This is a genomic window from Agromyces hippuratus (assembly GCF_013410355.1).
Classification (GTDB): domain Bacteria; phylum Actinomycetota; class Actinomycetes; order Actinomycetales; family Microbacteriaceae; genus Agromyces; species Agromyces hippuratus.
Genome location: NZ_JACCFI010000001.1, coordinates 1,589,490 through 1,611,797, shown reverse-complemented (window position 1 = coordinate 1,611,797; position 22,308 = coordinate 1,589,490). Strand labels below are relative to the sequence as shown.

Below are 22,308 nucleotides of genomic sequence, written 5' to 3'. Positions count from 1 at the left end.
CGGCGGGCGATCACCCGCCGATGTACGACATCTCGATTTTCGGGCGCGCCCCGCGCAGTTCGGGCGTGAGGCCCGCGCGCACCTCGGAGTAGCGGTCGTCGCGTCGGCCCCAGATGGCGCCCATCGCGGCAGCGAGCTCGTCGTCGTCGATGCCGCCGCGCAGGAGCGCCCGCAGGTCGTGGCCCTCCGAGGCGAAGAGACACGTGAAGAGACGGCCGTCGGTCGAGATCCGGGCGCGATTGCAGGTGCCGCAGAACGCCTGCGTGACGCTCGAGATGACGCCGATCTCGCCGCCGCCGTCGCGGTAGCGCCAGCGCGCCGCCGTCTCGCCCGGCACGAGTTCGCCCACGGGCTCGAGCGGCAGCTCGCGGTGGATCTGCTCGACGATCTCGGCCGAGGGCACGACCTCGTCGAGGCTCCAGCCGTTCGAGGTGCCGACGTCCATGTACTCGATGAACCGCAGGCTGAACGGCGTGCCGTGGAAGTGCCGGGCCATCGGCAGCACCTCGTGGTCGTTCATGCCGCGCTTGACGACCATGTTGACCTTGACCGGACCGAGCCCGGCATCGCGGGCGGCGTCCATGCCGTCGAGCACCTTCGCGATGGGGAAGCCGACGTCGTTCATCGCCCGGAACACGTCATCGTCGAGGGAGTCGAGCGAGACGGTGACGCGGGTGAGGCCGGCGGCCTTCAGCGCAGCGGCCTTCACCGCGAGCGCGGCGCCGTTCGTGGTGAGGGCGATCTCGAGCGGGCGGCCGTCGGGCGTGCGGAGTTCGGCGAGACGCGAGATGAGGTCCTCGATGCCGCGTCGGAGCAGCGGTTCACCGCCCGTGAGCCGGAGCTTCTCGACGCCGTGCGCCGCGGCGATGCGCGCGAGTCGGGTGATCTCGTCGAAGTCGAGCATCTCGTCGCGCTCGAGGAAGGCGTAGTCGCGCCCGAACACGGTCTTCGGCATGCAGTAGACGCAGCGGAAGTTGCAGCGATCGGTGACCGAGATGCGGAGGTCGCGGAGCGGGCGGCCTCGGCGATCGGAGAGCCGGCCCGTCGCGGGCAGGCGGAGCGCACCGATGCCCGCGCCGCCATTGGAACGGGGCGGATCGACCGATGATCTCGACGTCACGGGAGCACCCCCTGTTCGTGGCGTCTACCGTAGCACCGCGGCGGGCAGCGCCCGCACCGAGACCTCCGTCGCCGGAATCGTGAACCCGAGCCTCGCGCCGGTGCTCAGGTCGAGCGAGACCGCGGCGGCCGAGGGCACGTCGACGAAGAGCCGGGGGTGCTCCGCGATGCCGATGCGCACACCGCCGGGCACCGGTTGCAGCACGGCCACGGTGCCGGTCCAGCTGTTGACGGATGCCGCGGGCTCGCCCGGAACGGTCGGCGCGACGTGCACCGCACCGGGGCCGAACACCGCCGCGACCCGGGTGCCCGGCGCCGGCGGCGCGCCTGCTGCGCGGAGCACGGGACCGGCGCCGGTGCTCGCCGCGCTCGCCGTGCCGGTGCTCGCCGCGCCCGAGACGATGTCCCCGTCGGCATCGATCACCCCGATCACGAGGTTCACTCCCGCGAGCGCCGCGACGAACGGGCTCGCGGGGTGACCGAGCACCTCGGCCGTCGCGCCCTGCTGCACGATGCGCCCGTCGTGCAGGATCGCGGCGCGGTCGGCGAGCACGATCGCGTCGAGCGGATCGTGCGTCACGAGCAGGATGGGGATCGGCACGGGCCACGGGTGCTCGGCGATGAGCGCTCGCATCTCGGGGCCGGATTCCACGTCGAGGGCGGTGAAGGGCTCGTCGAGCAGGAGCACCTCGGGGCGTGCCGCGAGCGTGCGGGCGAGGGCCACGCGCTGCCGCTGGCCGCCCGAGAGCGCGAGCGGACGCCGTGACGCGAGCTCCGCCAGCCCGACTCGCGCGAGCCAGCGTCTCGCCGTCTCCCGCGACGCCGTCGAGCCCACGCCCTGGGCCCGGGGGCCGAAGGCGACGTTGTCGAGCGCGCTCAGGTGCGGGAAGAGGAGCGGTTGCTGGCCGAGCAGGCCCACCCGCCGGCCCTCGGGGCCGACGTGGCGTCGCGGTCGCCCCGGCTCCGCTGAGCCGAGCTCGCGCCCGGCGAGGTGCACCGCGCCGCGGTCGACGGCGAGAGTGCCCGCGATGGTCTGCAGCAGCGTGGTCTTGCCCGAGCCGTTCGGGCCGAGCACCGCGAGGGTCTCGCCCGGCGCGACGTGCAGCGAGACGTCGAGCGCGAAGTCGCCGCGCCGGGTCGTGACGTCGGCCACGAGGCCCTCGGATGCCGCCCCGCCGCTCACCTCGCGGCATCCTCACGCCAGCCGCGCATCACGAGCAGGACCGCGACGGCGACGCAGATGAGCATGAGCGAGAGGGCGATCGCGATGTCCTCGCTGACCCCGGCCCCGTTGAAGGCCGTGTAGATCGCGAGCGGCATGGTGCGAGTCGTGCCCGCCGCATTGCCGGCGAAGAGCGCGGTCGCGCCGAACTCGCCGAGCGCTCGGGCGAAGCACAGCACGGTTCCCGCGAGGAGCCCAGGGCCGACGAGCGGCAGGGTGATGCGCCGGAAGACCGTCGAACGGCTCGCGCCGAGCCCCGCGGCGACCACCTCGTACCGCGTGCCGGCGGTGCGCAGCGCCCCTTCGACCGAGATCACGAGGAACGGCAGCGCCACGAACGCCTGTGCGATGACCACGGCGGCGGTCGTGAACGGCACCCGGATGCCGGCGACGTCGAGCACCCCGCCGAGCAGCCCGTTCCGGCCGAGCAGCGCCAGCAGCGCGATGCCCCCGACGAGCGGCGGGAGCACGAGCGGCAGCGTCGCGAGCGTTCGGAGCACGGCGGCGACGCCTCGCGAACTGCGGGCGATGACGACGGCGAGCGGCACCCCGAGCACGATGCACACGACGGTCGCGATGCTCGCCGTCGAGAGGGAGAGGGCGAGCGCCTCGAGTGCGGCGGGAGAGGCGACCGCGGCCGGCACCCCCGCCCAGTCGAGGCGCACGAGCAGGGCGACGAGCGGAAGTACGAGGAGTGCGGCGCCGAGTGCGGCCGGCAGGAGGAGCCACGACGGGAACCCCGCGCCGACGTCGTTCCGAGCACGTGCTCGCGCTGCTCGAGGCGCCTGCTCGATGCGACGAGCGGCGTCGGCGGTCGTCACGGGCTTCCGAATCCGTACGAGGCGAGCACCGCTGCCCCCTCCCGTGACTGGATGAACTCGACGAATGCGCGTGCCGCCGCGGGATTGGCCGCACCGGCGAGCTCGGCGATCGGGTAGACGTTCGTCGCGGCATCCGCGCCCTCGATCGGGACGCCGTCGACCTCGCCCGCCGCCGCCGCGATGTCGGTGACGTAGACGAGCCCGGCATCGGCCTCGCCGGAACGCACCTTCGTGAGCACCGCGCTCACGTTCTGCTCTTCGCTCGCGGGGGTCAGCGCGACCCCGGCGAGCTCGAGGAGCTTCGCCGCCGCGGTGCCGCAGGGCACCTCGGGCGCGCAGACCACGACGAGCGGGCGAGCGGATGCCTCGTCGCCGAGGTCGTCGAGGCCGTCGATGTCGAGCGGATTGCCGGGCTGCACCGCGATCTCGAGCACGTTCGTGGCGAAGGCCTCCGGCTCGCCGCCGAGGAGGCCGGCATCGTCGAGCTTCGCCAGGTTCCGTTCGTCGGCGGAGGCGAACACGTCGGCCGCTGCGCCCTCGATGAGCTGCGTGGCGAGGGTGGCCGATCCGTCGTACGTGATCGGTGCGACGTCGAGGTCGGGGTGCCGGGTCTCGAACTCGGCGGCGAGTTCGTCGAAGGCGCCCGTGAGTGATGCGGCGGCGAAGACCGTGAGCGTTCCGCTCAGACCTCCCTCGTCCGTGCCGGAAGCGGGGGAGGCGCCGGCACCCGAGTCCGGAGCCGAGCAGCCGGCGAAGGCGATCACGACGACCGCGGCCGACGCGGCGATGAGCCGGAAGCGCGGGGTCATGCGCGGCCGTCGTTCTCGGTCTCGAGGGCGACCATCGTCGCCTTGACGACGGCGACCGCCTTCGAGCCGACCTCGAGGCGCAGCTCCCGTGCCGCCTCGGCAGACATGAGGGAGACCACCCGGTGCGGCCCGCATTGCAGTTCGACCTGGGCCATGAGACCGTCGATCTCGACGCGGGTGACGAGGCCGACGAAGCGGTTGCGGGCGCTCCGCTGCACCGCGCTGGTGTCGTGCACGGTCGCGGCGATCGCGACGGCTCGTGCCGCGAGCTCGTCGCCGGCGACGACCTGCCGCCCCGCGGCATCCTTCTCGGCTCGCAGCAGCCCGTCGTGCACCCACCTGCGGATCGTGTCATCGCTCACGCCGACGAGCGATGCCGCCTCGCTGATCCGATACTGCGTCATGAATTGGACGATACTTCCGCAGACGCGGATGCACAACCGGGGATCACGCCGCGCCGGCGTTCGCGTCGAGAGCGGGTCCGTAGGTCATGGACTCCCCGGCTGTTAGCCTCGAACCGCTCACGCGAGACAGCGAGGACGGAGCGATATGGACCAGTTCGATGCATCTCCGACGCGGCGTCCGTCCGACTCCGCTGCCGAACAGCTCGTCGCCGGTCACCTCGAGCGCGCCGTCGACCTCGCCACCGAGAACGTGCGGAAGGGCGGCGGTCCGTTCGGGGCCATCGTGGTCGCGGCCGACGGGCGGATCTTCGAAGGCGTCAACCGGGTCACCGCGAACCTCGACCCCACGGCGCACGCCGAGGTCACGGCCATCCGGGCGGCGTGCCAGGGACTCGGCAGCTTCGAGCTCAGCGGCGCCACGCTCTACTCGAGCTGCGAGCCGTGCCCGATGTGCCTCGCCGCTTCGCTGTGGGCGCGGATCGATCGCGTCTTCTTCGCCGCGGACCGCAACGACGCCGCCGATGCCGGGTTCGACGATGCGATGTTCTATCGCTACTTCGACGACGGGCCCGAGGCACGCGAGGTGATGCCGGTCGCGAACCTCGATCTCGGCGCTGCACGGCGCATCGCCCCGTTCACGGAGTGGCGCAGCACCGAATCGCGGATCGAGTACTGAGGGCGCCGGTCATCCGTCGCCGTTCGACGGATCGGGCTGCTCGATGAGCTGCAGGATGCGGGCGGCGACGCTCACCGCGATCGTCGCCGGCGCCTTCCCGGCGACCTCGGGGATGCCGATCGGGGTCTCGACGCGGGCGAGGGCCGCCTCGTCGTGCCCGAGCTCCCGCAGTTGCGTGCGGAACCGCGCCCACTTCGAGCGCGAGCCGATGAGCCCGATCGACCCGAGGGCGGGATGGCGCAGCGCCGTGTCGACGATCGCGAGGTCCTCGACGTGGTCGTGCGTCATGATCAGCACGTGGGTGCCCGGGGGGAGCAGCGCGAGACCGGCCTCGGGCACGGGCTCGTGATGGAGGTGCACCGCGGCGACGGCGTCGCCGAGGAGCCCTGAGACGCCGGGCTCGCCGAGGCGCGCGGCCCCGAGCATCTCGGGCCGCGAATCGACGAGGTGGAGTTCGAGCTCCTGACGGCCGAGGATGCGGGCGAGTTCGAGCCCGACGTGACCGACTCCGAACACGGCGACCGACGGCACGACCCGCACCGGTTCCAGCAGCATGGTGACCTCTCCTCCGCAGCATTGCACGCCGTAGTCCGTCGTCGCCTTGTCGCTGAGCGTCATGGTCAGCAGCTCCGGCTCGGCGGACGCCGCTGCGAGCATGGCGCGAGCTCGATCCGTCGCGGTCTGCTCGAGGTTGCCGCCGCCGACCGTGCCGAACACCCTGTCGGGCGAGACGATCATCTTCGCTCCGCCGTTCCGCGGGGCATGCCCGCGCACCACGGCCATCGTGACGAGCACCGCCGGCGTCCGCGCCTCGCGGAGTCGCTGCAGTGCCTCGAGCCAATCCATCGGCGCAGTCCCCGGCTACGCCCCGGTCACGCCGGCGGTGACGAGCCCGGAGTCGCTGTCGTCGTCGCCGGCGACGATGGCGGCCTCCGCCATCGTGGCCCGTGCCGCCTCGACCGCCCAGAACACCGCCTCGGGCGTCGCCGGCGAGCCGAGTTCGACGCTCCGCCCGGGGGGACCGAACGCGCCGACCGCGGCGCGGATCGCCTCGCGGGCGCTGAATGCGAGCATGAGCGGTGGCTCGCCGACCGCCTTCGAGCCGTAGATCGCGCCGTCTTCGCGGGCGTCCTCGAAGAGACGCACGTTGAACTCCTCGGGCATCTCCGAGAAACTCGGCAGCTTGTACGTGCTCGCCGACTGGGTCAGCAGTCGCCCTCGGCCCGGGCCGTCGGTCTCGTCCCAGCGGAGCTCCTCGAGCGTGAGCCATCCGAGGCCCTGCACGTACCCGCCCTCGATCTGGCCGAGGTCGAGCATGGGCGAGAGCGAGTCGCCCACGTCGTGGACGATATCGACGCGGCGCACCCGGATGGCGCCCGTGAACCCGTCGACCTCGACCTCGGTCGCGGCGGCGCCGTAGGCGAAGTACTTGAACGGCGAGCCCTGCATCAGGTCGGGGTTCCAGTGCAGCCCCTCGGTGCGGTAGAAGCCGGCCGCCCAGAGCTGCACGCGCTGCAGGTACGCCGCCTCCGCGACCTCGGCGAAGGTGAGTCGCTCGTCGAACCTGCCGAGTCCGGTGACGAATCCGCCCTCGAATCGCACGTCTCGCTCGTCGACGTCGAGGAGCCGTCCGGCGACCGCCGCCATCCGTCCGCGGATCTGCTCGCAGGCGTCCTTCACGGCACCGCCGTTGAGGTCCGAACTCGACGAGGCCGCGGTGGCCGAGGTGTTCGGCACCTTGTCGGTGCGCGTCGGGGCGAGGCGCACCTGTTCGAGGCGGAGGCCCAGCGCCGTCGCCGCGACCTGCAGCATCTTGGTGTGCAGGCCCTGGCCCATCTCGGTGCCGCCGTGGTTGATGAGCACCGAGCCGTCCTTGTAGACGTGCACGAGCGCGCCGGCCTGGTTGAAGGCGGAGAAGTTGAACGAGATGCCGAACTTCACCGGAGTGATCGCGAGGCCGCGCTTCGCCTCGGCGTGCGTCGCGTTGAACGCCGCCACCTCGCCGCGCCGCGCCTCGAGATCGCTCTCGCGGCTGAGCTGGTCCCAGATCGTCCCGAGCCGGCCGGCGTCCTTCACGAGCTGGCCGTACGGCGTGCGCTGGCCCTGCCGGTAGAAGTTCCTCCTGCGGAGCTCGGCGGGCTCGATGCCGAGCACTGGCGCGGCGCGGCCGAGGACGTCCTCGATGAGGAACATGCCCTGCGGCCCGCCGAAGCCGCGGAACGCCGTCTGCGAGGTCTTGTTCGTCTTCGCGATGCGGCCGTGGACGTGCACGTTCGGAATCCAGTAGGCGTTGTCGACGTGGCAGAGCGCACGGCCGAGCACGGGCTCCGAGAGATCGAGGCTCCAGCCGCCGTCGGCGGTGAGGGTGGCGTCGAGCGCCTGGATCAGCCCGTCGGCGGAGAAGCCCGCCTTCCAGACGATGTGGAACGGGTGCCGCTTGCCGGTCATGGTGATGTCCTGCGTACGGTTCAGTCGCAGGCGCACGGGGCGACCCGTGAGCTTCGCGCCGAGCGCGGCGATCGCGGCGAACCCGTGCGGCTGCATCTCCTTGCCGCCGAATGCACCCCCCATGCGGAGCGACTGCACGGTGACGCGGCTCGCCGGCACGTCGAGCACGTGGGCGACGATCGCCTGCGTCTCCGACGGGTGCTGCGTCGAGCACTGCACGAAGTACTGGCCCTCCGAGTCGAGCACGGCGAGCGATGCCTGGGTCTCGAGGTAGAAGTGCTCCTGGCCGCCGACCTCGCTGACACCCTCGAAGACGTGCACCGAATCCGCCATCGCCGCCGCGGCATCGCCTCGGGCGACGGTGCGGGCGATGCCCTGATACGACCCGGCGGCGATCGCCTCGGCCACGGTGATGCACGAGCTCAATCGTTCGTACGTGACGCGCACCGCCTCGGCGCCCAGACGCGCCGCCTCCTGCGTCTCGCCGAGCACCCAGACGAGCGCGTGGCCGGAGTACATCGCCTCGCCCGGGAAGAGGGGTTCGTCGTGCTTGATCCCGGCGTCGTCGAGCCCGGGCACGTCGGCGGCCGTCAGCACGCGCACCACGCCGGGCACCTCGTAGGCGGGGGCGACGTCGACGCTCACCCGGGCGTGCGCCTCGGTCGACTGCACCGGCCACGCGGTGAGCGCGCCGGCCGTCTGCACGGCGAGATCGTCGGTGTACATCGCGGCGCCGGTCGCGTGCAGCGCTGCGCTCTCGTGGGCGGCGCTGAGGCCGACGACGGGATTGACGGGGCGATCGGCGAGCGAGCTCATGCCGGCACCTCCTTCGACGCGATGAGCGCGGCGCTGTAGAGCTTCAGCAGTGCGTTGCCCAGCATGTGCGAGCGGTACTCGTCCGAGGCGCGGTGATCGGAGATCGGAGTGCCCTCGGCCTGCAGCACCTTCGATGCGGCGCGCACGGTCGCGACGTTCCACGGCGCGCCGACGAGCACCGCCTCCGTGGCGTGCGCACGCAGCGGGGTGGCGGCCACGCCACCGAGTCCGATGCGCGCCGAGGTGATCACCCCGTCGTCGACGTCGAGGGCGAAGCCGACGGCGACGCTCGAGATGTCGTCGAAGCGTCGTTTCGCGATCTTGTGGAACCCCGCGACGCCCGCGAGCGGCAGGGGGATGCGCACGGCGCGGATGAGCTCGTCGGCTCGGCGCACCGACTGGCGATAGCCGGTGAAGTACTCGGCGAGTCGCACCTCGCGCTCGCCGTCGCTCGAGGCGAGCACGAGTCGGGCGTCGAGCGCGAGGAGCGCCGGGGCGGCATCGCCGATGGGCGACGCGGTGCCGAGGTTGCCGCCGAACGTCGCGCGGTTGCGGATCAGCCGGGACGCGAACTGCGGAAGGAGCTGCGCGAGGAGCGGCACGCGATCGGCGAGCCCTCGTTCGACCTCCGACAGCGTGAGTGCCGCGCCGATCTCGATCACGTTGGTGCCGACCGACAGGGTTCGCAGCTCCTCGAGCCGCTCGATCGCGATGACGAGCGGCGGTCGGAGACCTCGCAGGTTCACCTCGACGCCGAGATCGGTGGACCCCGCGACGAGGAGGGCGCCCGGCTCGTCGCGGAGCATCCCGAGCGCGTCGACGAGGGACACGGGGCGGACGAATCGGCCGCCGCCGCTGCGGACGTCGGTCGCCACGGCGACAGGAGCGGGCCGAGCGCGGCGCGCAGCCAGCTCGTCGTCGGCCGCCGGGGCGCCGAGCGCGTAGGCGGCGTCCCGGATCGGCCGGTAGCCGGTGCACCGGCAGAGGTTGCCGCTCAGCGAGTGCAGTTCGAAGCCGTTGGGGCCGCGCTCCTCGCCGGCGACGGCCGGTGCGCGATCGGAGCGGTAGTACTCGTCGGCCATGCTGCACGCGAACCCGGGCGTGCAGTAGCCGCATTGCGACCCGCCGGCCTCGGCGAGCTTCTCCTGCACCGGGTGCAGCGACTCGGGTGAGCCGAGGCCCTCTGCGGTGACGATCTCCTGCCCGTTCAGCGCGGCGACGGGCACCAGGCAGGCGTTCACCGCCGTCCACTGCGTGCCGCCCCGGTCGTCGGGCGCGGCGAGCAGCATCGCGCAAGCGCCGCACTCGCCCTCGGCGCAGCCCTCCTTGGCACCCGACAGGCCGATCTCGCGCAGCCACTCGAGCGCGCTCGTGTGGGCGTCGGCGAGCACGGGGCGCCGCCGACCGTTGACGGTCACGGCGATGTCATCCATGGGCGAACTCCTCCGGGGCGCTGCACTGCGCCCGCCACCGAGCCGCTCACGGCGCCTCGGTGGTTGGATTCTACGCGTCGACCCTGACGGAACGGGGGATTCCCGGCCCGTCTCGCGGCGCGGTCATTGCGGCGTCGGCGCCGTCACAGCGAAGATGGGCCATGGCCCACGTCCGCAGCACACGTGCCGCACCCGCTCCGCGCACCGCGCTCACGGCGGCCGACCTCGCTGCCGTCGACCGACGCCTCGCCGCGACCGACGCGCTGCTCGAGCGCGCCTACCCCGGTGACGACGGCTCGCGCCAGCCCGTGCACACCGTGTACGTCCCGGCCGACCGGTACGGCGCGGGCCTGCCGGGGGAGTGGGGCGCTGCCGCGCTCGCCGCCGCGGAGTCCACGGGCGGCCTCGAGGCGCTCGCGGAACGAGTCGGCGTCGAGCGATCGCTCGTCGACGTCGTGGTGCCCGCCGTGCGCGACAAGCTCGAGCGGGAACCGATCGAAGACCTGCGCCTCGACTTCGAGGACGGCTACGGCGATCGCGGCGACGAGGTCGAGGACTCCGACGCCTGGCGCCTGGCGGAACGCGTCGCAGCGGCCGTCGCGGCAGGGCTCGCGCCGCCCTTCATCGGCGTGCGCGTGAAGAGCTTCGAAGCGCCGACACGGGCGCGGGGCATCCGCACGCTCGATCTCTTCGTGAGCACCCTCGTCGCCCGCGGGGAGCTGCCGGGCGGTCTCGTGCTCACGCTGCCGAAGGTCTCGACGGTCGCCCAGGTCGAGGCGATGGCGGAGGTCGCGGCCGCCCTCGAGCGCGCGCACGGGCTGCCCGACGGCCGGCTCCGCTTCGAGGTGCAGGTCGAGACGCCGCAACTGGTGCTGGGCCCCGACGGCGACTCGCCGCTCGCGCAGCTGCCGACCGCCGTGCCGGGCCGCATCAGCGCGCTCCACTACGGCACCTACGACTACAGCGCGTCGCTGCAGATCTCGCCGGCGAACCAGTCGATGGAGCATCCGGTCGCCGACCACGCGAAGGAGGTCATGCGGCTCGCGGCGGCGGGCACCGGCATCCGGCTCTCCGACGGGTCGACGAACATCCTCCCGCTCGGCGACCGAGCCGACGAGGCCTGGCGCCTCCACGCGCGGCTCGTGCGCCGGTCGCTCGACCGCGGCTTCTACCAGGGCTGGGACCTGCACCCCCACCAGCTTCCGACCCGCTTCATCGCGACCTACGCGTTCTTCCGCGAGGGATATGCCGAGGCATCCGGGCGCCTTCGCGGCTACCTGGGCGGCGCGGCCGGCGCTGCCGGCGCGGTGCTCGACGAACCGGCGACGGCCCGAGCGCTCGCCGACTTCGTGCTGCGCGGCGTCGAGTGCGGCGCGATCGCCGAGGCCGAGGTCGTCGACGACGTCGGCATCGATCGACGGGCACTCTCCGCGATCGCCCACCCGAGACTCGCGAACGGCTGAGCGGATGCCTCGGCGCCGCTCCAACGACAAGGAATCCGCATGAGCTACTTCTCGCCGCAGGGCGGACTGCCCGCCCAGACCGAGCTCCTCACCGACCGGGCGATCGTGAAGGAGGCGTACACGGTCATTCCGAAGGGGGTGCTGCGCGACATCGTGACGAGCAACCTGCCGGGCTTCACCGACTCGAGGTCGTGGATCCTCGCCCGTCCGATCGCGGGCTTCTCGACGACGTTCTCGCAGTTGATCGTCGAGATCGGGCCTGGCGGCGGCGCCGAGCGACCCGAGCAGGAGGCCGCCGTCGAAGGCGTCGTGTTCGTCACCGCCGGTTCGCTCACGCTCGTGCTCGAGGGCGAGCTGCACCGGCTGGGCGCGGGCGGGTACGCCTACCTCGCTGCGGGTGCGGCGTGGTCGCTCGCGAACGACGGCCACGAGCCCGTGACCTTCCAGTGGATCAGGAAGGCCTACGAGCCGGTCGACGGCATCGCACCGCCGGGCTCGTTCGTCACGCGCGACCAGGACATCGAGCCGCGCGAGATGCCGGGCACGAATGGGGCGTGGGCGACGACCCGCTTCGTCGACCCCGACGACCTCTCGCACGACATGCACGTCAACATCGTGACGTTCCGGCCGGGCGGCACGATTCCGTTCGCGGAGACCCACGTCATGGAGCACGGGCTCTTCGTGCTCGAGGGCAAGGGCGTCTACCGCCTCAACGACGATTGGGTGGAGGTCGAGGCGGGGGACTTCATGTGGCTTCGGGCCTTCTGTCCGCAGGCGTGCTACGCGGGCGGGCCGGGGCCGTTCCGCTACCTGCTCTACAAGGACGTGAACCGGCAGATCCGGCTCTCGTGAGCGTCGGGGCTGGTGCAGTGGCGCAGGAACAGTCGGCCGGTGCGCCGAGTGACGAGGCCGGGCCGTTCGATCTCGTGATCCGTGGCGGGCGGGTGCTGCTCGGCGACGCATTCTCGCCGGCCGAAGTCGCGGTGCGGGGCGGCGTCATCGTGCGCATCGCACCGCTCGGCACCGCGCTCGAGGGCTCGCGCATCGTGCAGCTCGCCGACGACGAGGTCCTGATCCCGGGCCTCGTCGACACGCACGTGCACGTCGACGAGCCCGGCCGAACGGAGTGGGAGGGATTCGAGTCGGCGACTCGCGCCGCGGCGGCGGGCGGGGTGACGACCATCGTCGACATGCCGCTCAACAGCATTCCGGCCACGACCTCGGTCGCAGCGCTCGAAGCGAAACGTCGCGCCGCCGAGGGGCGGGTGTTCGTCGACGTCGGCTTCTGGGGCGGCGTCGTGCCGGGCAACCTCGCGGAGCTCGGGCCGCTCGCGGGCGAAGGGGTCTTCGGGTTCAAGTGCTTCCTGCTCGACTCGGGGGTCGACGAGTTCCCCGCGGTCACCGTCGATGAGATGGAGGCCGCGATGGCGGTGCTCCGCGCGACCGATTCGCTGCTCCTCGTGCACGCCGAGGACGCGCAGCTGATCGGTGCGGCGCCGCACCCGCACAGCACCAGGTACTCCGACTTCCTCGCATCGCGACCGCGCGAGGCGGAAGACTCGGCGATCGCCGACGTCATCGATCGCGCCGCGCGCACCGGGGCTCGTGCGCACGTGGTGCACCTGAGCTCGGCGGACTCGCTCGGCCGCATCGCCGACGCCAGGCGCGCAGGAGTGCGGCTCTCGGTCGAGACGTGCCCCCACTACCTCACGCTCACCGCAGAAGAGGTCCCGGCCGGCGCAACGGCCTTCAAGTGCTGCCCGCCGATCCGCGAGGCCGCGAATCGCGACGCCCTCTGGAGCGGCCTCGAGTCGGGCGCGATCGACTTCATCGTCTCCGACCACTCACCGGCGCCGGCCGAACTGAAGTACGCGGGCCACGGCGACTTCGTCGAGGCATGGGGCGGGATCGCCTCCCTCCAGCTCGGGCTGCCGCTCGTCTGGTCGGGAGCACGCGAGCGCGGCATCCCGCTGGAACAGGTGGTCGAGTGGATGTCGGGCGCACCGGCGCGTCGGGTCGGCCTGACGGAGAAGGGCCGCATCGCCGAAGGCGCCGCGGCCGACTTCGCCGTCTTCGCGCCCGATGAGACGTTCACGGTCGAGGCGTCGGCGCTCGAGCACCGCCACGCCGTGTGCCCCTACGATGGACGCGAACTCTCAGGAGTGGTTCGGGCGACGCTGCTCGCGGGGCATCCGGTCGACCGGGCCGCCGCGCGGGGTCGACTGCTCCGCAGGGACGGGATCGAACGATGAAGCTCGAGGATTTCAACGGACTCGACCGCCGAACGGCGATCGAGGCGTTGCGACCGTGCCTCGACATCCCGCGCTGGGGCGAGGAGCTCGCCGACGGCCGGCCGTACGTCTCGGTCGCCGAGCTCGCCTCTGCGGCCGACCGGGCCGCAGCGCCGTTCACCGCCGAGGAGATCGACGGCGCCCTCGCGCACCATCCGCCCATCGGCCGGCGGGCCGACGGCGCGACCGTCGAGGCGAGCCTGTCGCGCGGCGAGCAGTCGGGCGTCGACCCGAACGACAGCGCGGTCGCCGCCGCACTCGCGTCGGGCAACCTCGCGTACGAGGCGAGGTTCGGTCGGGTGTTCCTGATCCGTGCCGCCGGCCGGTCCGCGAGCGAGATGCTCGCGCTGCTCGACGAACGCCTCACGAACTCGGCCGCCGACGAAGACGTCATCGTCGCCGAGCAGCTGCGCGAGATCGCCGTGCTCCGAGTGAAGGGACTCATCACCGCATGACCGCCTCCCAGATCACCACACACGTGCTCGACACGACCGTCGGTCGACCGGCAGAAGGCATTCGCGTCGAGCTGTTCATGCGCGCGGCATCCGGCTGGAGCCTCGTCGGCTCCGACACGACCGACGCCGACGGCCGCGCGACGGGACTCGGCCCGGCTTCGGTTCCGGTCGGCGAGTATCGCCTGCACTTCGATACGGGCGGCTTCTTCGCCGCCCGCGGCGTCGACACGTTCTTTCCCGAGGTCGTGCTCCACTTCGACGTCGCCGAAGACGGGCGGCACGTTCACGTGCCGCTCCTGCTGAGCCCCTTCGCCTACTCGACCTACCGGGGGAGCTAGGCCCGATGGATGGAGACACCATGCCCGACCGAGGGATCGTGCTCGGACCGAACCGGTACGGCAAGGCCGAGGTCCGCGTCGTCAAGGTCGCCCGCGACACCGATCGCCACGAGATCGAGGACCTCAGCGTCACGTCGCAGCTGCACGGCGACTTCGCCGCGGCGCACCTGTCGGGCGACAACTCGCACGTGATCCCGACCGACACGCAGAAGAACACGATCTTCGCGTTCGCGCGCGACGGCGTGGGTTCGCCCGAGGCGTTCCTGCTCCGCCTCGCCGATCACTTCACCTCCTCGTTCGCGTGGGTCGACGGCGGACGCTGGGAGGCCGAGAGCTACGCATGGCAGCGCATCGTGTCGCACGGAGCGCCGCACGACCACGCCTTCGTGCGGTCGGGGCAGGGGGTGCGCACGGCCGTCGTCGTCGCCGACGGCGACGAGCGGCACGTGCTCGGCGGGCTCAAGGAGCTCACGGTGCTGAAGACCACGCAGTCGGGCTTCGAGGGCTTCCCGAGGGACCGGTACACGACCCTGCAGGAGACGGCCGATCGGATCCTCGCCACGGATGTCGCGGCCCGCTGGCGGTACGTCGGCACCGACGTCGACTACAACGCGGTGTACGAGAGCGTGCGGGGGCTGCTGCTCGAGGCCTTCGCCGAGCGATACTCCGCCGCCCTGCAGACGACGCTCTTCGAGATGGGCGCTCGCGTGCTCGAGGTGCACCCCGAGATCGGCGAGATCCGCTTCTCGATGCCGAACAAGCACCACTTCGTCGTCGACCTCGCCCCGTTCGGGCTCGACAACCCCAACGAGGTGTTCTACGCGGCCGACCGGCCGTACGGACTCATCGAGGCCACGGTCACGCGCGACGGGCTCGCGCCCGCACCCGCGGCCTGGGAGGGCATCGCCGGCTTCTGCTGATCCGGCGTGCAGACCGGTCCGGCGAGGGGTGGATGCTGCGGCATCCGCCCGCTGTCGTCGATCAGCCGGCTCAGAGCTTGGTGAGCCGCTTGGGGTCGGGCTGCTCGACGGGCTCCCATCCGCGACGGGTGGGCCGGTTGGGCCGTTGGGCATCACGGGAGCGGTAGACGATGTAGGGGCGGAAGAGGTAGCCGACCGGGGCCGAGAACACGTGCACGAGCCGGGTGAACGGCCAGAGCGCGAAGAGCAAGGTCGCGGTGATCACGTGCAGCTGGAACGCGAGCGGCACGTCGGCCATGAGCTCGGGCTGCGGCTGCAGGCCGATGAGGCTCCGGAACCACGGTCCGATCGTGCCGCGGTACTCGTACCCCGGCCCGAACACCTGGTGCAGCACGGTCGCGGCCGTGCCGAACGCGATCGTGGCACCGAGGAAGACGTACATGACCTTGTCCATCGTGGTCGTCGCGAGGAACACCGGCCCGACCGTGCGGCGCCGGTAGATGAGGATCACGAGGCCCGCGATGGTGAGCACCGCGGCCGCCGTGCCCAGCGCCGTCGCTCCGAGGTGGTACATGTGCTCGTCGATGCCGATCGCGTACAGCCACTCGCGCGGGATGATGAGGCCCACGAAGTGCCCGGCGATGACGAAGAGGATCCCGAGGTGGAACATGGGCGATCCCCAGCGAAGCAGCCGGTTCTCGTAGACCTGGCTCGACCGGGTGGTCCAGCCGAATTTGTCGTAGCGGTACCGCCAGATGTGGCCGACGACGAACACGGCGAACGCCGCGTAGGGCAGCGCCACCCACAGCACGATCTCGAGTGCGTTCACGTGCGAACCTCCTCGGGCGGGCCCCCGGCGGGGGTGAACGGCGGCAGGTTGCCGAGGAACGACAGCCCGACCGTCTCGGTCGGCGGCCCCTCGTCGATGAGGGCGAGCACGCGTTCGCGGGTCGCGTCGTCGATCTCGGGCAGCGAGCGGCAGACGGCGCGAACGACCGCCGCATAGGGGCTGTCGAGCCGTTCGAGTGCCGCGCGCAGCACCTCGAGCCCTTCGCGATGCGCGGCGATCAGCTCGGATGCCACCGGGGAGTCGCTTCGCGCCGCGAGCTCGAGCACGGCCGGCAGGAAGTCGGGCAGCTCGTCGGCGTCGAACTCCCAGCCCGCCGCCCGGTAGGCCTCGAGGAACGCGACGAGCGCGGTGCCCCGCCGCCTCGTGTCGCCCGCCGTGTAGTAGCTGAGGTAGAGGCAGCACTTGCGCTTCACATCGAAGGTCGCCACGTACTGCGCCTCGAGCTCGGCCTGCGGCGTCGCGCGGGCATGGTCGAGAAAGGTCGCGAACTCGGCCGCGATGGGTGCGGGCAGCGCGGCGACGGATGCCTCGATCGCGCCGAGCCGCTCGGCGAAGCCCGGCCCGGGGTAGTCGAGCAGCAGCGACGCCGCCATCTGCGACGCCCTGCGCTGGTCGCGCGTGAGGGTCAGGGACTGCGTCGGCCGGGGCATCCGGTTCAGCGTGATCTGCAGCGGCAGGCGAAGGCGGGCCGTCATTTCTTCTCGCCCTTCGGGGGGAACAGCCCGCCGGGCGTTCCGTTGCCGTCCCAGTTCAAGAGGTTCACCCGGCCGGGCGTCGACGGCCGGTCGGCGGTCTGCCGGTTCTTCAGGGCGTGGAAGTTCTCGACCGCGACCGGCACCTGCTGACCGCTGGAGGACCCGAACGGGCCTGCGCCGCCCATGCCCGGGCCGCCGTCGTAGTCGAGCGAGCAGGCGAGCTCGTCGAGTTCGCGGGCCTGCTCGGTGTGGGCGGCCGGGATCACGTAGCGCTCCTCGTACTTCGCGATCGCGAGCAACCGGTACATCTCCTCGAGGGTCTCGCCGGTCATGCCGACGGCGTCGGCGATGCGCTCGTCCTTGCCCTCTCCGAGGTTGATGCCCCGCATGTACGAGCGCATCGCGGCGAGCTTGCGCAGCGACGCCTCGACCGGGCGCGTGTCGCCCGCGGTGAAGAGCCCGGCGAGGTACTCGAGCGGGATCCGCAGCTTCGAGATCGCCGCGAACAGGGTCTTCGCGTCCTCACCGTCGTTGCCGGAGGAGGAGATCACGTCGACGACGGGCGACAGCGGCGGGATGTACCAGACCATCGGCATCGTGCGGTACTCGGGATGCAGCGGCAGCGCCACCCGGTACTCGCTGATGAGACGCCGGATGGGGCTGCGCTGGGCCGCGTCGATCCAGTCCTCCGGAATGCCCTCGGCGCGAGCCGCCTCGATCACGGCCGGATCGTGGGGGTCGAGGAACACGTCGCGCTGGGCGTCGAGCAGTTCGTGCTCGTTCTCGACGCTCGCGGCGGCGGCCACCCGGTCGGCGTCGTAGAGCACGAGGCCGAGGTAGCGCAGCCGCCCGACGCAGGTCTCGGAGCACACGGTCGGCAGGCCGACCTCGAGGCGCGGATAGCAGAGGGTGCACTTCTCGGCCTTGCCGGTCTTGTGGTTGAAGTACACCTTCTTGTAGGGGCAGCCGGAGACGCACATGCGCCATCCGCGGCACTGGTCCTGGTCGACGAGCACGATGCCGTCCTCCTCGCGCTTGTACATCGCGCCCGAGGGGCAGGAGGCCACGCACGAGGGATTCAGGCAGTGCTCGCAGATGCGGGGGAGGTAGAACATGAAGGTGTCCGAGAACTCCGCGGCGACGTGCTCCGACATGTGCTGCAGGATCGGATCCTGCGCCATGGTCTCGCCCGACCCGCCGAGGTTGTCGTCCCAGTTCGCCGACCACGAGATCTTCATGTCCTCACCCGTGAGCAGGCTCTTCGGCCTCGCCACCGGCGTCTGCTCGCCGGCGGGGGCGTTCAGCAGCATGTCGTAGTCGTAGGTCCACGGCTCGTAGTAGTCGTGGATCTCGGGCAGCTTCGGGTTCGAGAAGATCGTCGCGAGCTTCTTCAGCCGCCCGCCGCTCCTGAGCTTCAGCCGCCCGCGCTTCGTGCGCACCCAGCCGCCGCCCCACTTCTCCTGGTCTTCGTAGCCGCGCGGGTAGCCGACGCCGGGGCGCGTCTCGACGTTGTTGAACCAGACGTACTCGACGCCCGACCGGTTCGTCCACGCCTGCTTGCACGTGACCGAGCACGTGTGGCATCCGATGCACTTGTCGAGGTTCATGACCATCGACATCTGAGCCATTACCTTCATCAGTACTCGACCTCCTGGCTGCGGCGGCGGATCACGGTGACCTCGTCTCTCTGGTTGCCGGTCGGCCCCAGGTAGTTGAAGGCGAACGAGAGCTGCGCGTAGCCGCCGATGAGGTGGCTCGGCTTCAAGAGCACGCGGGTGAGCGAATTGTGGATGCCGCCGCGCCGACCGCTCGTCTCGGTGCGCGGCACATCGACCGTGCGGTCCTTCGCGTGGTACATGTACACCGTGCCCTCCGGCATGCGGTGCGAGACGATCGCCCGTGCGACGACGACGCCGTTGCGGTTGTACGACTCGATCCACTCGTTGTCGCGCACGCCGATCTTCGCGGCGTCCTGGGGGCTCATCCAGATCGTGGGGCCGCCTCGCGAGAGCGAGAGCATGAAGAGGTTGTCCTGGTACTCCGAGTGGATCGACCACTTCGAGTGCGGGGTGAGGTAGCGCACGGCGACTTCGGCATGACCGGATGCCGCCGGGTCGCCGCTCGGCGTCGTCGACCCGACGGTCGGCGAGTCGCCGAAGAGCCTCGCGAGGTCGAGCGGCGGCCGGTAGATCGGCAGGTTCTCGCCGAGCTCGGCCATCCAGTCGTGGTCGAGGAAGAAGTGCTGGCGACCGGTGAGGGTGTGCCACGGCTTCAGGTGCTCGACGTTGATCGCGAAGGCGGTGTAGCGGCGCCCGCCGTGCTCGGAGCCCGACCATTCGGGGCTCGTGATGACCGAGACCGGCCGAGCCTGCACATCGGCGAAGCGGATGCGCCCGCCCTCGTGGTCGAGGGCCAGTTGGGCGATCTTCTGGCCGGTCTTCTGCTCGAGCTGGCGGAATCCCTGCACCGAGAGGCGTCCGTTGGTGGTGCCCGAGAGCGCGAGGATCGCCTCGCAGGCCTTCACGTCGGTGTCGAGCAGCGGCTGACCGGCGCCGGCGCCGGTCTGGGCGACGCCGTTCAAGCGCCCGAGTTCGGCGACCTCAGGTGTCGGATCGAACACGATGCCCTTCGTCACCATGCCGGCCTTCACGGCGAGCGGGCCGAGGGTCGCCATCTTGTCGGCGATCGCGGTGTAGTCGCGCTCGACGACGATGAGCTTCGGCATCGTCACGCCCGGCACGAGCGGCAGGTCGTGCTCGACCGTGCCGTGCGGGGTCGCCATCGCGTCGGGGGTGTCGTGCATGAGCGGCGCGGCGACGAGGTCTTCACGCGTGCCGAGGTGGGTCCCGGCGTACTCGGAGAGGCGGCGGGCGATGAGGTGGAAGATCTCGAAGTCGGTCTTCGTCTGCCACGGCGGGGCGATCGCCGGGTTGAACGAGTGCACGAACGGGTGCATGTCGGTCGACGAGAGGTCGTGCTTCTCGTACCAGGTCGCGGCCGGCAGCACGACGTCGGAGAAGAGCGTGGTCGACGTCATCCTGAAGTCGGTCGTCACGAGCAGGTCGAGCTTGCCCTCGGGCGCCTCATCGCGCCAGTCGATCGTCTTCGGCCTGCGACCTTCAGGGGCCTCGGCGGCGCGCACCGAGGAATCGGTGCCGAGCAGGTGCTTCAGGAAGTACTCGTTGCCCTTGCCCGAGGAGCCGAGGATGTTCGCCCGCCACACGTTCAGCACCCGCGGGAAGTTCTCGGGCGCATCGGGGTCTTCGCAGGCGTAGCGCAGCGAGCCGTCGTCCAGGCTGTCGACGACGTACTGGCCGGGCTCCTTCCCCGCGGCGCGGGCGTCGTCGACGAGGTCGAGCGGGTTGCGATCGAAGGTCGGGTAGCTCGGCATCCAGCCGCGCTTGGCCGACTCGACGAGGCAGTCCGCGGTGGTGCGGCCCGCGAACAGGCCCGCGGCGAGCGGGGAGGCGAGCTGATCGGCCGGCAACCCGTCGTAGCGCCACTGGTCGGTGGCGAGGTACCAGAACGCGGTGCCGATCATGGCACGGCCGGGGCGCGACCAGTCCGATGCGGTGCCGTACTGCGTGTACCCCGTGACGGGTCGCACCTTCTCCTGACCCACGTAGTGCGCCCAGCCACCGCCGTTCACGCCCTGGCAGCCGGTCATGGTGGTCAGCGCGAGAAAGGTGCGGTAGATCGTGTCGGAGTGGAACCAGTGGTTGGTGCCGGCGCCCATGAGGATCATCGAGCGGCCGCCCGAGCGGTCGGCGTTGTCGGCGAACTCCCGCCCGATGCGTTCGGCCTTCTCGGCAGGCACTCCCGTGATCTCCTCCTGCCACGCCGGGGTGCCGGGCGTCGAGGCGTCGTCGTAGCCGCTCGGCCACGTGCCGGGCAGCCCCTCGCGGCCGACGCCGTACTGGGCGAGCAACAGGTCGAACACGGTCGTCACGGTGCGCCCGGCGACGTGCGCCACGGGCACGCCGCGGCGCACGATGCCGGCACCGCCCTCCTGCTCCGCGCCCGGCTCGGGCGCGACGTCGAAGCGCGGCAGGTCGACCGCCGCCGTCGCGCCCGTCCACCCGCTGCCGTCCATGATCGAGAGCTTCGGGTCGACTCCCTCGAGGTCGAGGTTCCACTTGCCCTGGTCGGATGCCCCGAAGCGATGCCCGAGCGAGCCGTTGGGCACGACCGGGGTGCCGTCGCCGGCCATCAGCACCGTCTTGAACTGCGGGTTGTCGACGGCGGCGGCAGCGCCCCCGAGGTCCGAGGCCGTGACGAACTTGCCCGGCACGAAGCCGTCGCCGCGTGGTTCGAGGGACACGAGGTACGGGGCATCCGCGTAGCTCTTCAGGTACTGCTCGAAGCGCTCGGTGCGCCGCTCGACGAGGAACTCGCGGAGGATCACGTGACCCATCGCGAGCGCGAGCGCACCGTCGGTGCCGGGGTGCGGGGCGAGCCACTCGTCGGCGAACTTCGTGTTGTCGGCGTAGTCGGGCGAGACCGTCACGACCTTCTGGCCGCGGTAGCGCGCCTCGGTCATGAAGTGGGCGTCGGGCGTGCGGGTGACCGGCACGTTCGAGCCCCACATCATGAGGTAGGTGGAGTTCCACCAATCGGCCGACTCCGGCACGTCGGTCTGGTCGCCGAAGACCTGCGGGCTCGCCACCGGCAGGTCGGCGTACCAGTCGTAGAACGACTGCATCGTGCCGCCGATGAGGTTGATGAACCGGGCCCCGGCGCCGTGCGAGACCATCGACATCGCCGGGATCGGGGAGAAGCCGGCCACCCGGTCGGGGCCGTGCGCCTTGATCGTGTGCACGTGCGCCGCCGCGACGATCTCGAGCACTTCGTCCCACGAGGCGCGCACGAGTCCGCCCTTGCCGCGAGCCCGCTTGTAGGCACGGGATGCCTCGGGGTCGGCCATGAGCGATTCCCAGGCGAGCACGGGGTCGCCGCCGACCCGCTCCTTCGCCTCACGGTAGAGACCGAGCAGCACCCCGCGCACGTAGGGGTAGCGCACGCGGGTGGGGGAGTACGTGTACCAGCTGAAGGCGGCGCCCCTGGGGCAGCCGCGCGGCTCGTACTCCGGGGAGTCGGGGCCGACCGACGGGTAGTCGGTCTCCTGGGTCTCCCACGTGATGATGCCGTCCTTCACGTACACCTTCCACGAGCACGAGCCCGTGCAGTTCACGCCGTGGGTCGAGCGCACGACCTTGTCGTGCGCCCAGCGATCGCGGTAGAAGACGTCGCCCTGGCGGCCTCCGTCGAGGGTGACCGTGCGGAGGTCCGGAGAGACCTCTCCGGGCCGGAGGAACCGGCCGAACTTCACGAGGGCGTCGGCCAATGGGCCGTCGGTGGCGGGCTGGGCGGCAGGGCCGGGCGGTCGGCTCATCGAAGCCTCCTCGTTGCAGCTTTGCTTCGCGTCGGCCACGGTCGCGCCCCGACACGTCCTCCCGCCATTGTGGTGGGAGATCACCCGAATGGGAAGGAACTCGCCCGCATCAGCCCTTTCCGTTCGTCGGACGGGCGCTGCGGGCGCGTGCGTTCT

The 22,308-nt window shown here is 71.4% G+C and carries 19 protein-coding genes; 7 read left to right on the top strand and 12 right to left on the bottom strand.

The window, feature by feature from the left end; genetic code table 11:
- Nucleotides 1–10: 10 nt before the first annotated feature.
- From moaA to BJY17_RS07510, 5 genes are read right to left on the bottom strand one after another with little or no spacing between them, the layout of a single operon-like run.
- The gene (gene moaA, locus BJY17_RS07530) at nt 11–1,120 is read right to left on the bottom strand and encodes a GTP 3',8-cyclase MoaA (protein WP_322789777.1); all 1,110 of its coding nucleotides are present in this window, start codon (nt 1,118–1,120) and stop codon (nt 11–13) included.
- Nucleotides 1,121–1,144: 24 nt separating this feature from the next.
- A complete protein-coding gene (locus tag BJY17_RS07525; protein WP_218889863.1) occupies nt 1,145–2,302 on the bottom strand; it encodes a sulfate/molybdate ABC transporter ATP-binding protein in 1,158 nt (385 codons plus the stop codon).
- Complete coding sequence (locus tag BJY17_RS07520; RefSeq protein ID WP_376865707.1) at nt 2,299–3,162, bottom strand: ABC transporter permease; 864 nt, start codon at nt 3,160–3,162, stop codon at nt 2,299–2,301. Before BJY17_RS07520 ends, BJY17_RS07525 begins: the two co-directional genes overlap by 4 nt.
- On the bottom strand, nt 3,159–3,971 hold the full coding sequence (gene modA, locus BJY17_RS07515; RefSeq protein ID WP_179550813.1) for a molybdate ABC transporter substrate-binding protein: 813 nt from the start codon (nt 3,969–3,971) through the stop codon (nt 3,159–3,161). The genes BJY17_RS07520 and modA overlap by 4 nt, the downstream gene beginning before the upstream one ends.
- Nucleotides 3,968–4,375: a TOBE domain-containing protein gene (locus BJY17_RS07510; RefSeq protein WP_179550812.1), complete on the bottom strand. Its 408-nt coding sequence runs from the start codon at nt 4,373–4,375 to the stop codon at nt 3,968–3,970. Before BJY17_RS07510 ends, modA begins: the two co-directional genes overlap by 4 nt.
- Before the next feature lie 145 nt (nt 4,376–4,520).
- Here BJY17_RS07510 and BJY17_RS07505 point away from each other — a divergent pair, with 145 nt between their 5' ends.
- The gene (locus BJY17_RS07505; protein ID WP_179550811.1) at nt 4,521–5,051 is read left to right on the top strand and encodes a nucleoside deaminase; all 531 of its coding nucleotides are present in this window, start codon (nt 4,521–4,523) and stop codon (nt 5,049–5,051) included.
- A 9-nt stretch (nt 5,052–5,060) separates the two neighbouring features.
- Here the strand turns inward: BJY17_RS07505 and xdhC are convergent, their stop codons facing one another.
- The 3 genes from xdhC to BJY17_RS07490 are packed head-to-tail and all read right to left on the bottom strand — an operon-like array spanning nt 5,061 to nt 9,748.
- Complete coding sequence (xdhC, locus tag BJY17_RS07500; RefSeq protein ID WP_179550810.1) at nt 5,061–5,897, bottom strand: xanthine dehydrogenase accessory protein XdhC; 837 nt, start codon at nt 5,895–5,897, stop codon at nt 5,061–5,063.
- 15 nt (nt 5,898–5,912) lie between these two features.
- On the bottom strand, nt 5,913–8,315 hold the full coding sequence (gene xdhB, locus BJY17_RS07495; RefSeq protein WP_179550809.1) for a xanthine dehydrogenase molybdopterin binding subunit: 2,403 nt from the start codon (nt 8,313–8,315) through the stop codon (nt 5,913–5,915).
- Complete coding sequence (locus BJY17_RS07490; RefSeq protein WP_179550808.1) at nt 8,312–9,748, bottom strand: xanthine dehydrogenase small subunit; 1,437 nt, start codon at nt 9,746–9,748, stop codon at nt 8,312–8,314. Before BJY17_RS07490 ends, xdhB begins: the two co-directional genes overlap by 4 nt.
- Before the next feature lie 161 nt (nt 9,749–9,909).
- On the opposite strand from BJY17_RS07490, the gene BJY17_RS07485 reads away from it, so the two are divergent.
- From BJY17_RS07485 to pucL, 6 genes are read left to right on the top strand one after another with little or no spacing between them, the layout of a single operon-like run.
- Nucleotides 9,910–11,211, top strand: a complete 1,302-nt coding sequence (locus BJY17_RS07485) for a DUF6986 family protein (RefSeq protein WP_179550807.1) — start codon at nt 9,910–9,912, stop codon at nt 11,209–11,211.
- 39 nt (nt 11,212–11,250) lie between these two features.
- Nucleotides 11,251–12,063: a bifunctional allantoicase/(S)-ureidoglycine aminohydrolase gene (locus tag BJY17_RS07480; protein ID WP_179550806.1), complete on the top strand. Its 813-nt coding sequence runs from the start codon at nt 11,251–11,253 to the stop codon at nt 12,061–12,063.
- Nucleotides 12,064–12,080: 17 nt separating this feature from the next.
- The gene (gene allB, locus BJY17_RS07475; RefSeq protein ID WP_179550805.1) at nt 12,081–13,463 is read left to right on the top strand and encodes an allantoinase AllB; all 1,383 of its coding nucleotides are present in this window, start codon (nt 12,081–12,083) and stop codon (nt 13,461–13,463) included.
- On the top strand, nt 13,460–13,957 hold the full coding sequence (gene uraD / locus BJY17_RS07470; RefSeq protein ID WP_179550804.1) for a 2-oxo-4-hydroxy-4-carboxy-5-ureidoimidazoline decarboxylase: 498 nt from the start codon (nt 13,460–13,462) through the stop codon (nt 13,955–13,957). Before allB ends, uraD begins: the two co-directional genes overlap by 4 nt.
- A complete protein-coding gene (uraH, locus tag BJY17_RS07465) occupies nt 13,954–14,295 on the top strand; it encodes a hydroxyisourate hydrolase (RefSeq protein ID WP_179550803.1) in 342 nt (113 codons plus the stop codon). The genes uraD and uraH overlap by 4 nt, the downstream gene beginning before the upstream one ends.
- 20 nt (nt 14,296–14,315) lie before the next feature.
- Complete coding sequence (gene pucL, locus BJY17_RS07460) at nt 14,316–15,215, top strand: factor-independent urate hydroxylase (RefSeq protein ID WP_218889862.1); 900 nt, start codon at nt 14,316–14,318, stop codon at nt 15,213–15,215.
- Between the two features lie 70 nt (nt 15,216–15,285).
- Here the strand turns inward: pucL and narI are convergent, their stop codons facing one another.
- From narI to BJY17_RS07440, 4 genes are read right to left on the bottom strand one after another with little or no spacing between them, the layout of a single operon-like run.
- A complete protein-coding gene (gene narI / locus BJY17_RS07455) occupies nt 15,286–16,044 on the bottom strand; it encodes a respiratory nitrate reductase subunit gamma (RefSeq protein WP_179550801.1) in 759 nt (252 codons plus the stop codon).
- The gene (gene narJ, locus BJY17_RS07450; protein WP_246303680.1) at nt 16,041–16,760 is read right to left on the bottom strand and encodes a nitrate reductase molybdenum cofactor assembly chaperone; all 720 of its coding nucleotides are present in this window, start codon (nt 16,758–16,760) and stop codon (nt 16,041–16,043) included. The genes narI and narJ overlap by 4 nt, the downstream gene beginning before the upstream one ends.
- Nucleotides 16,757–18,397 (bottom strand): nitrate reductase subunit beta, encoded by a 1,641-nt coding sequence (gene narH, locus BJY17_RS07445; RefSeq protein ID WP_179550800.1) that lies wholly within the window; start codon nt 18,395–18,397, stop codon nt 16,757–16,759. The genes narJ and narH overlap by 4 nt, the downstream gene beginning before the upstream one ends.
- Complete coding sequence (locus tag BJY17_RS07440; RefSeq protein ID WP_179550799.1) at nt 18,397–22,152, bottom strand: nitrate reductase subunit alpha; 3,756 nt, start codon at nt 22,150–22,152, stop codon at nt 18,397–18,399. Before BJY17_RS07440 ends, narH begins: the two co-directional genes overlap by 1 nt.
- Between the last annotated feature and the right edge of the window lie 156 nt (nt 22,153–22,308).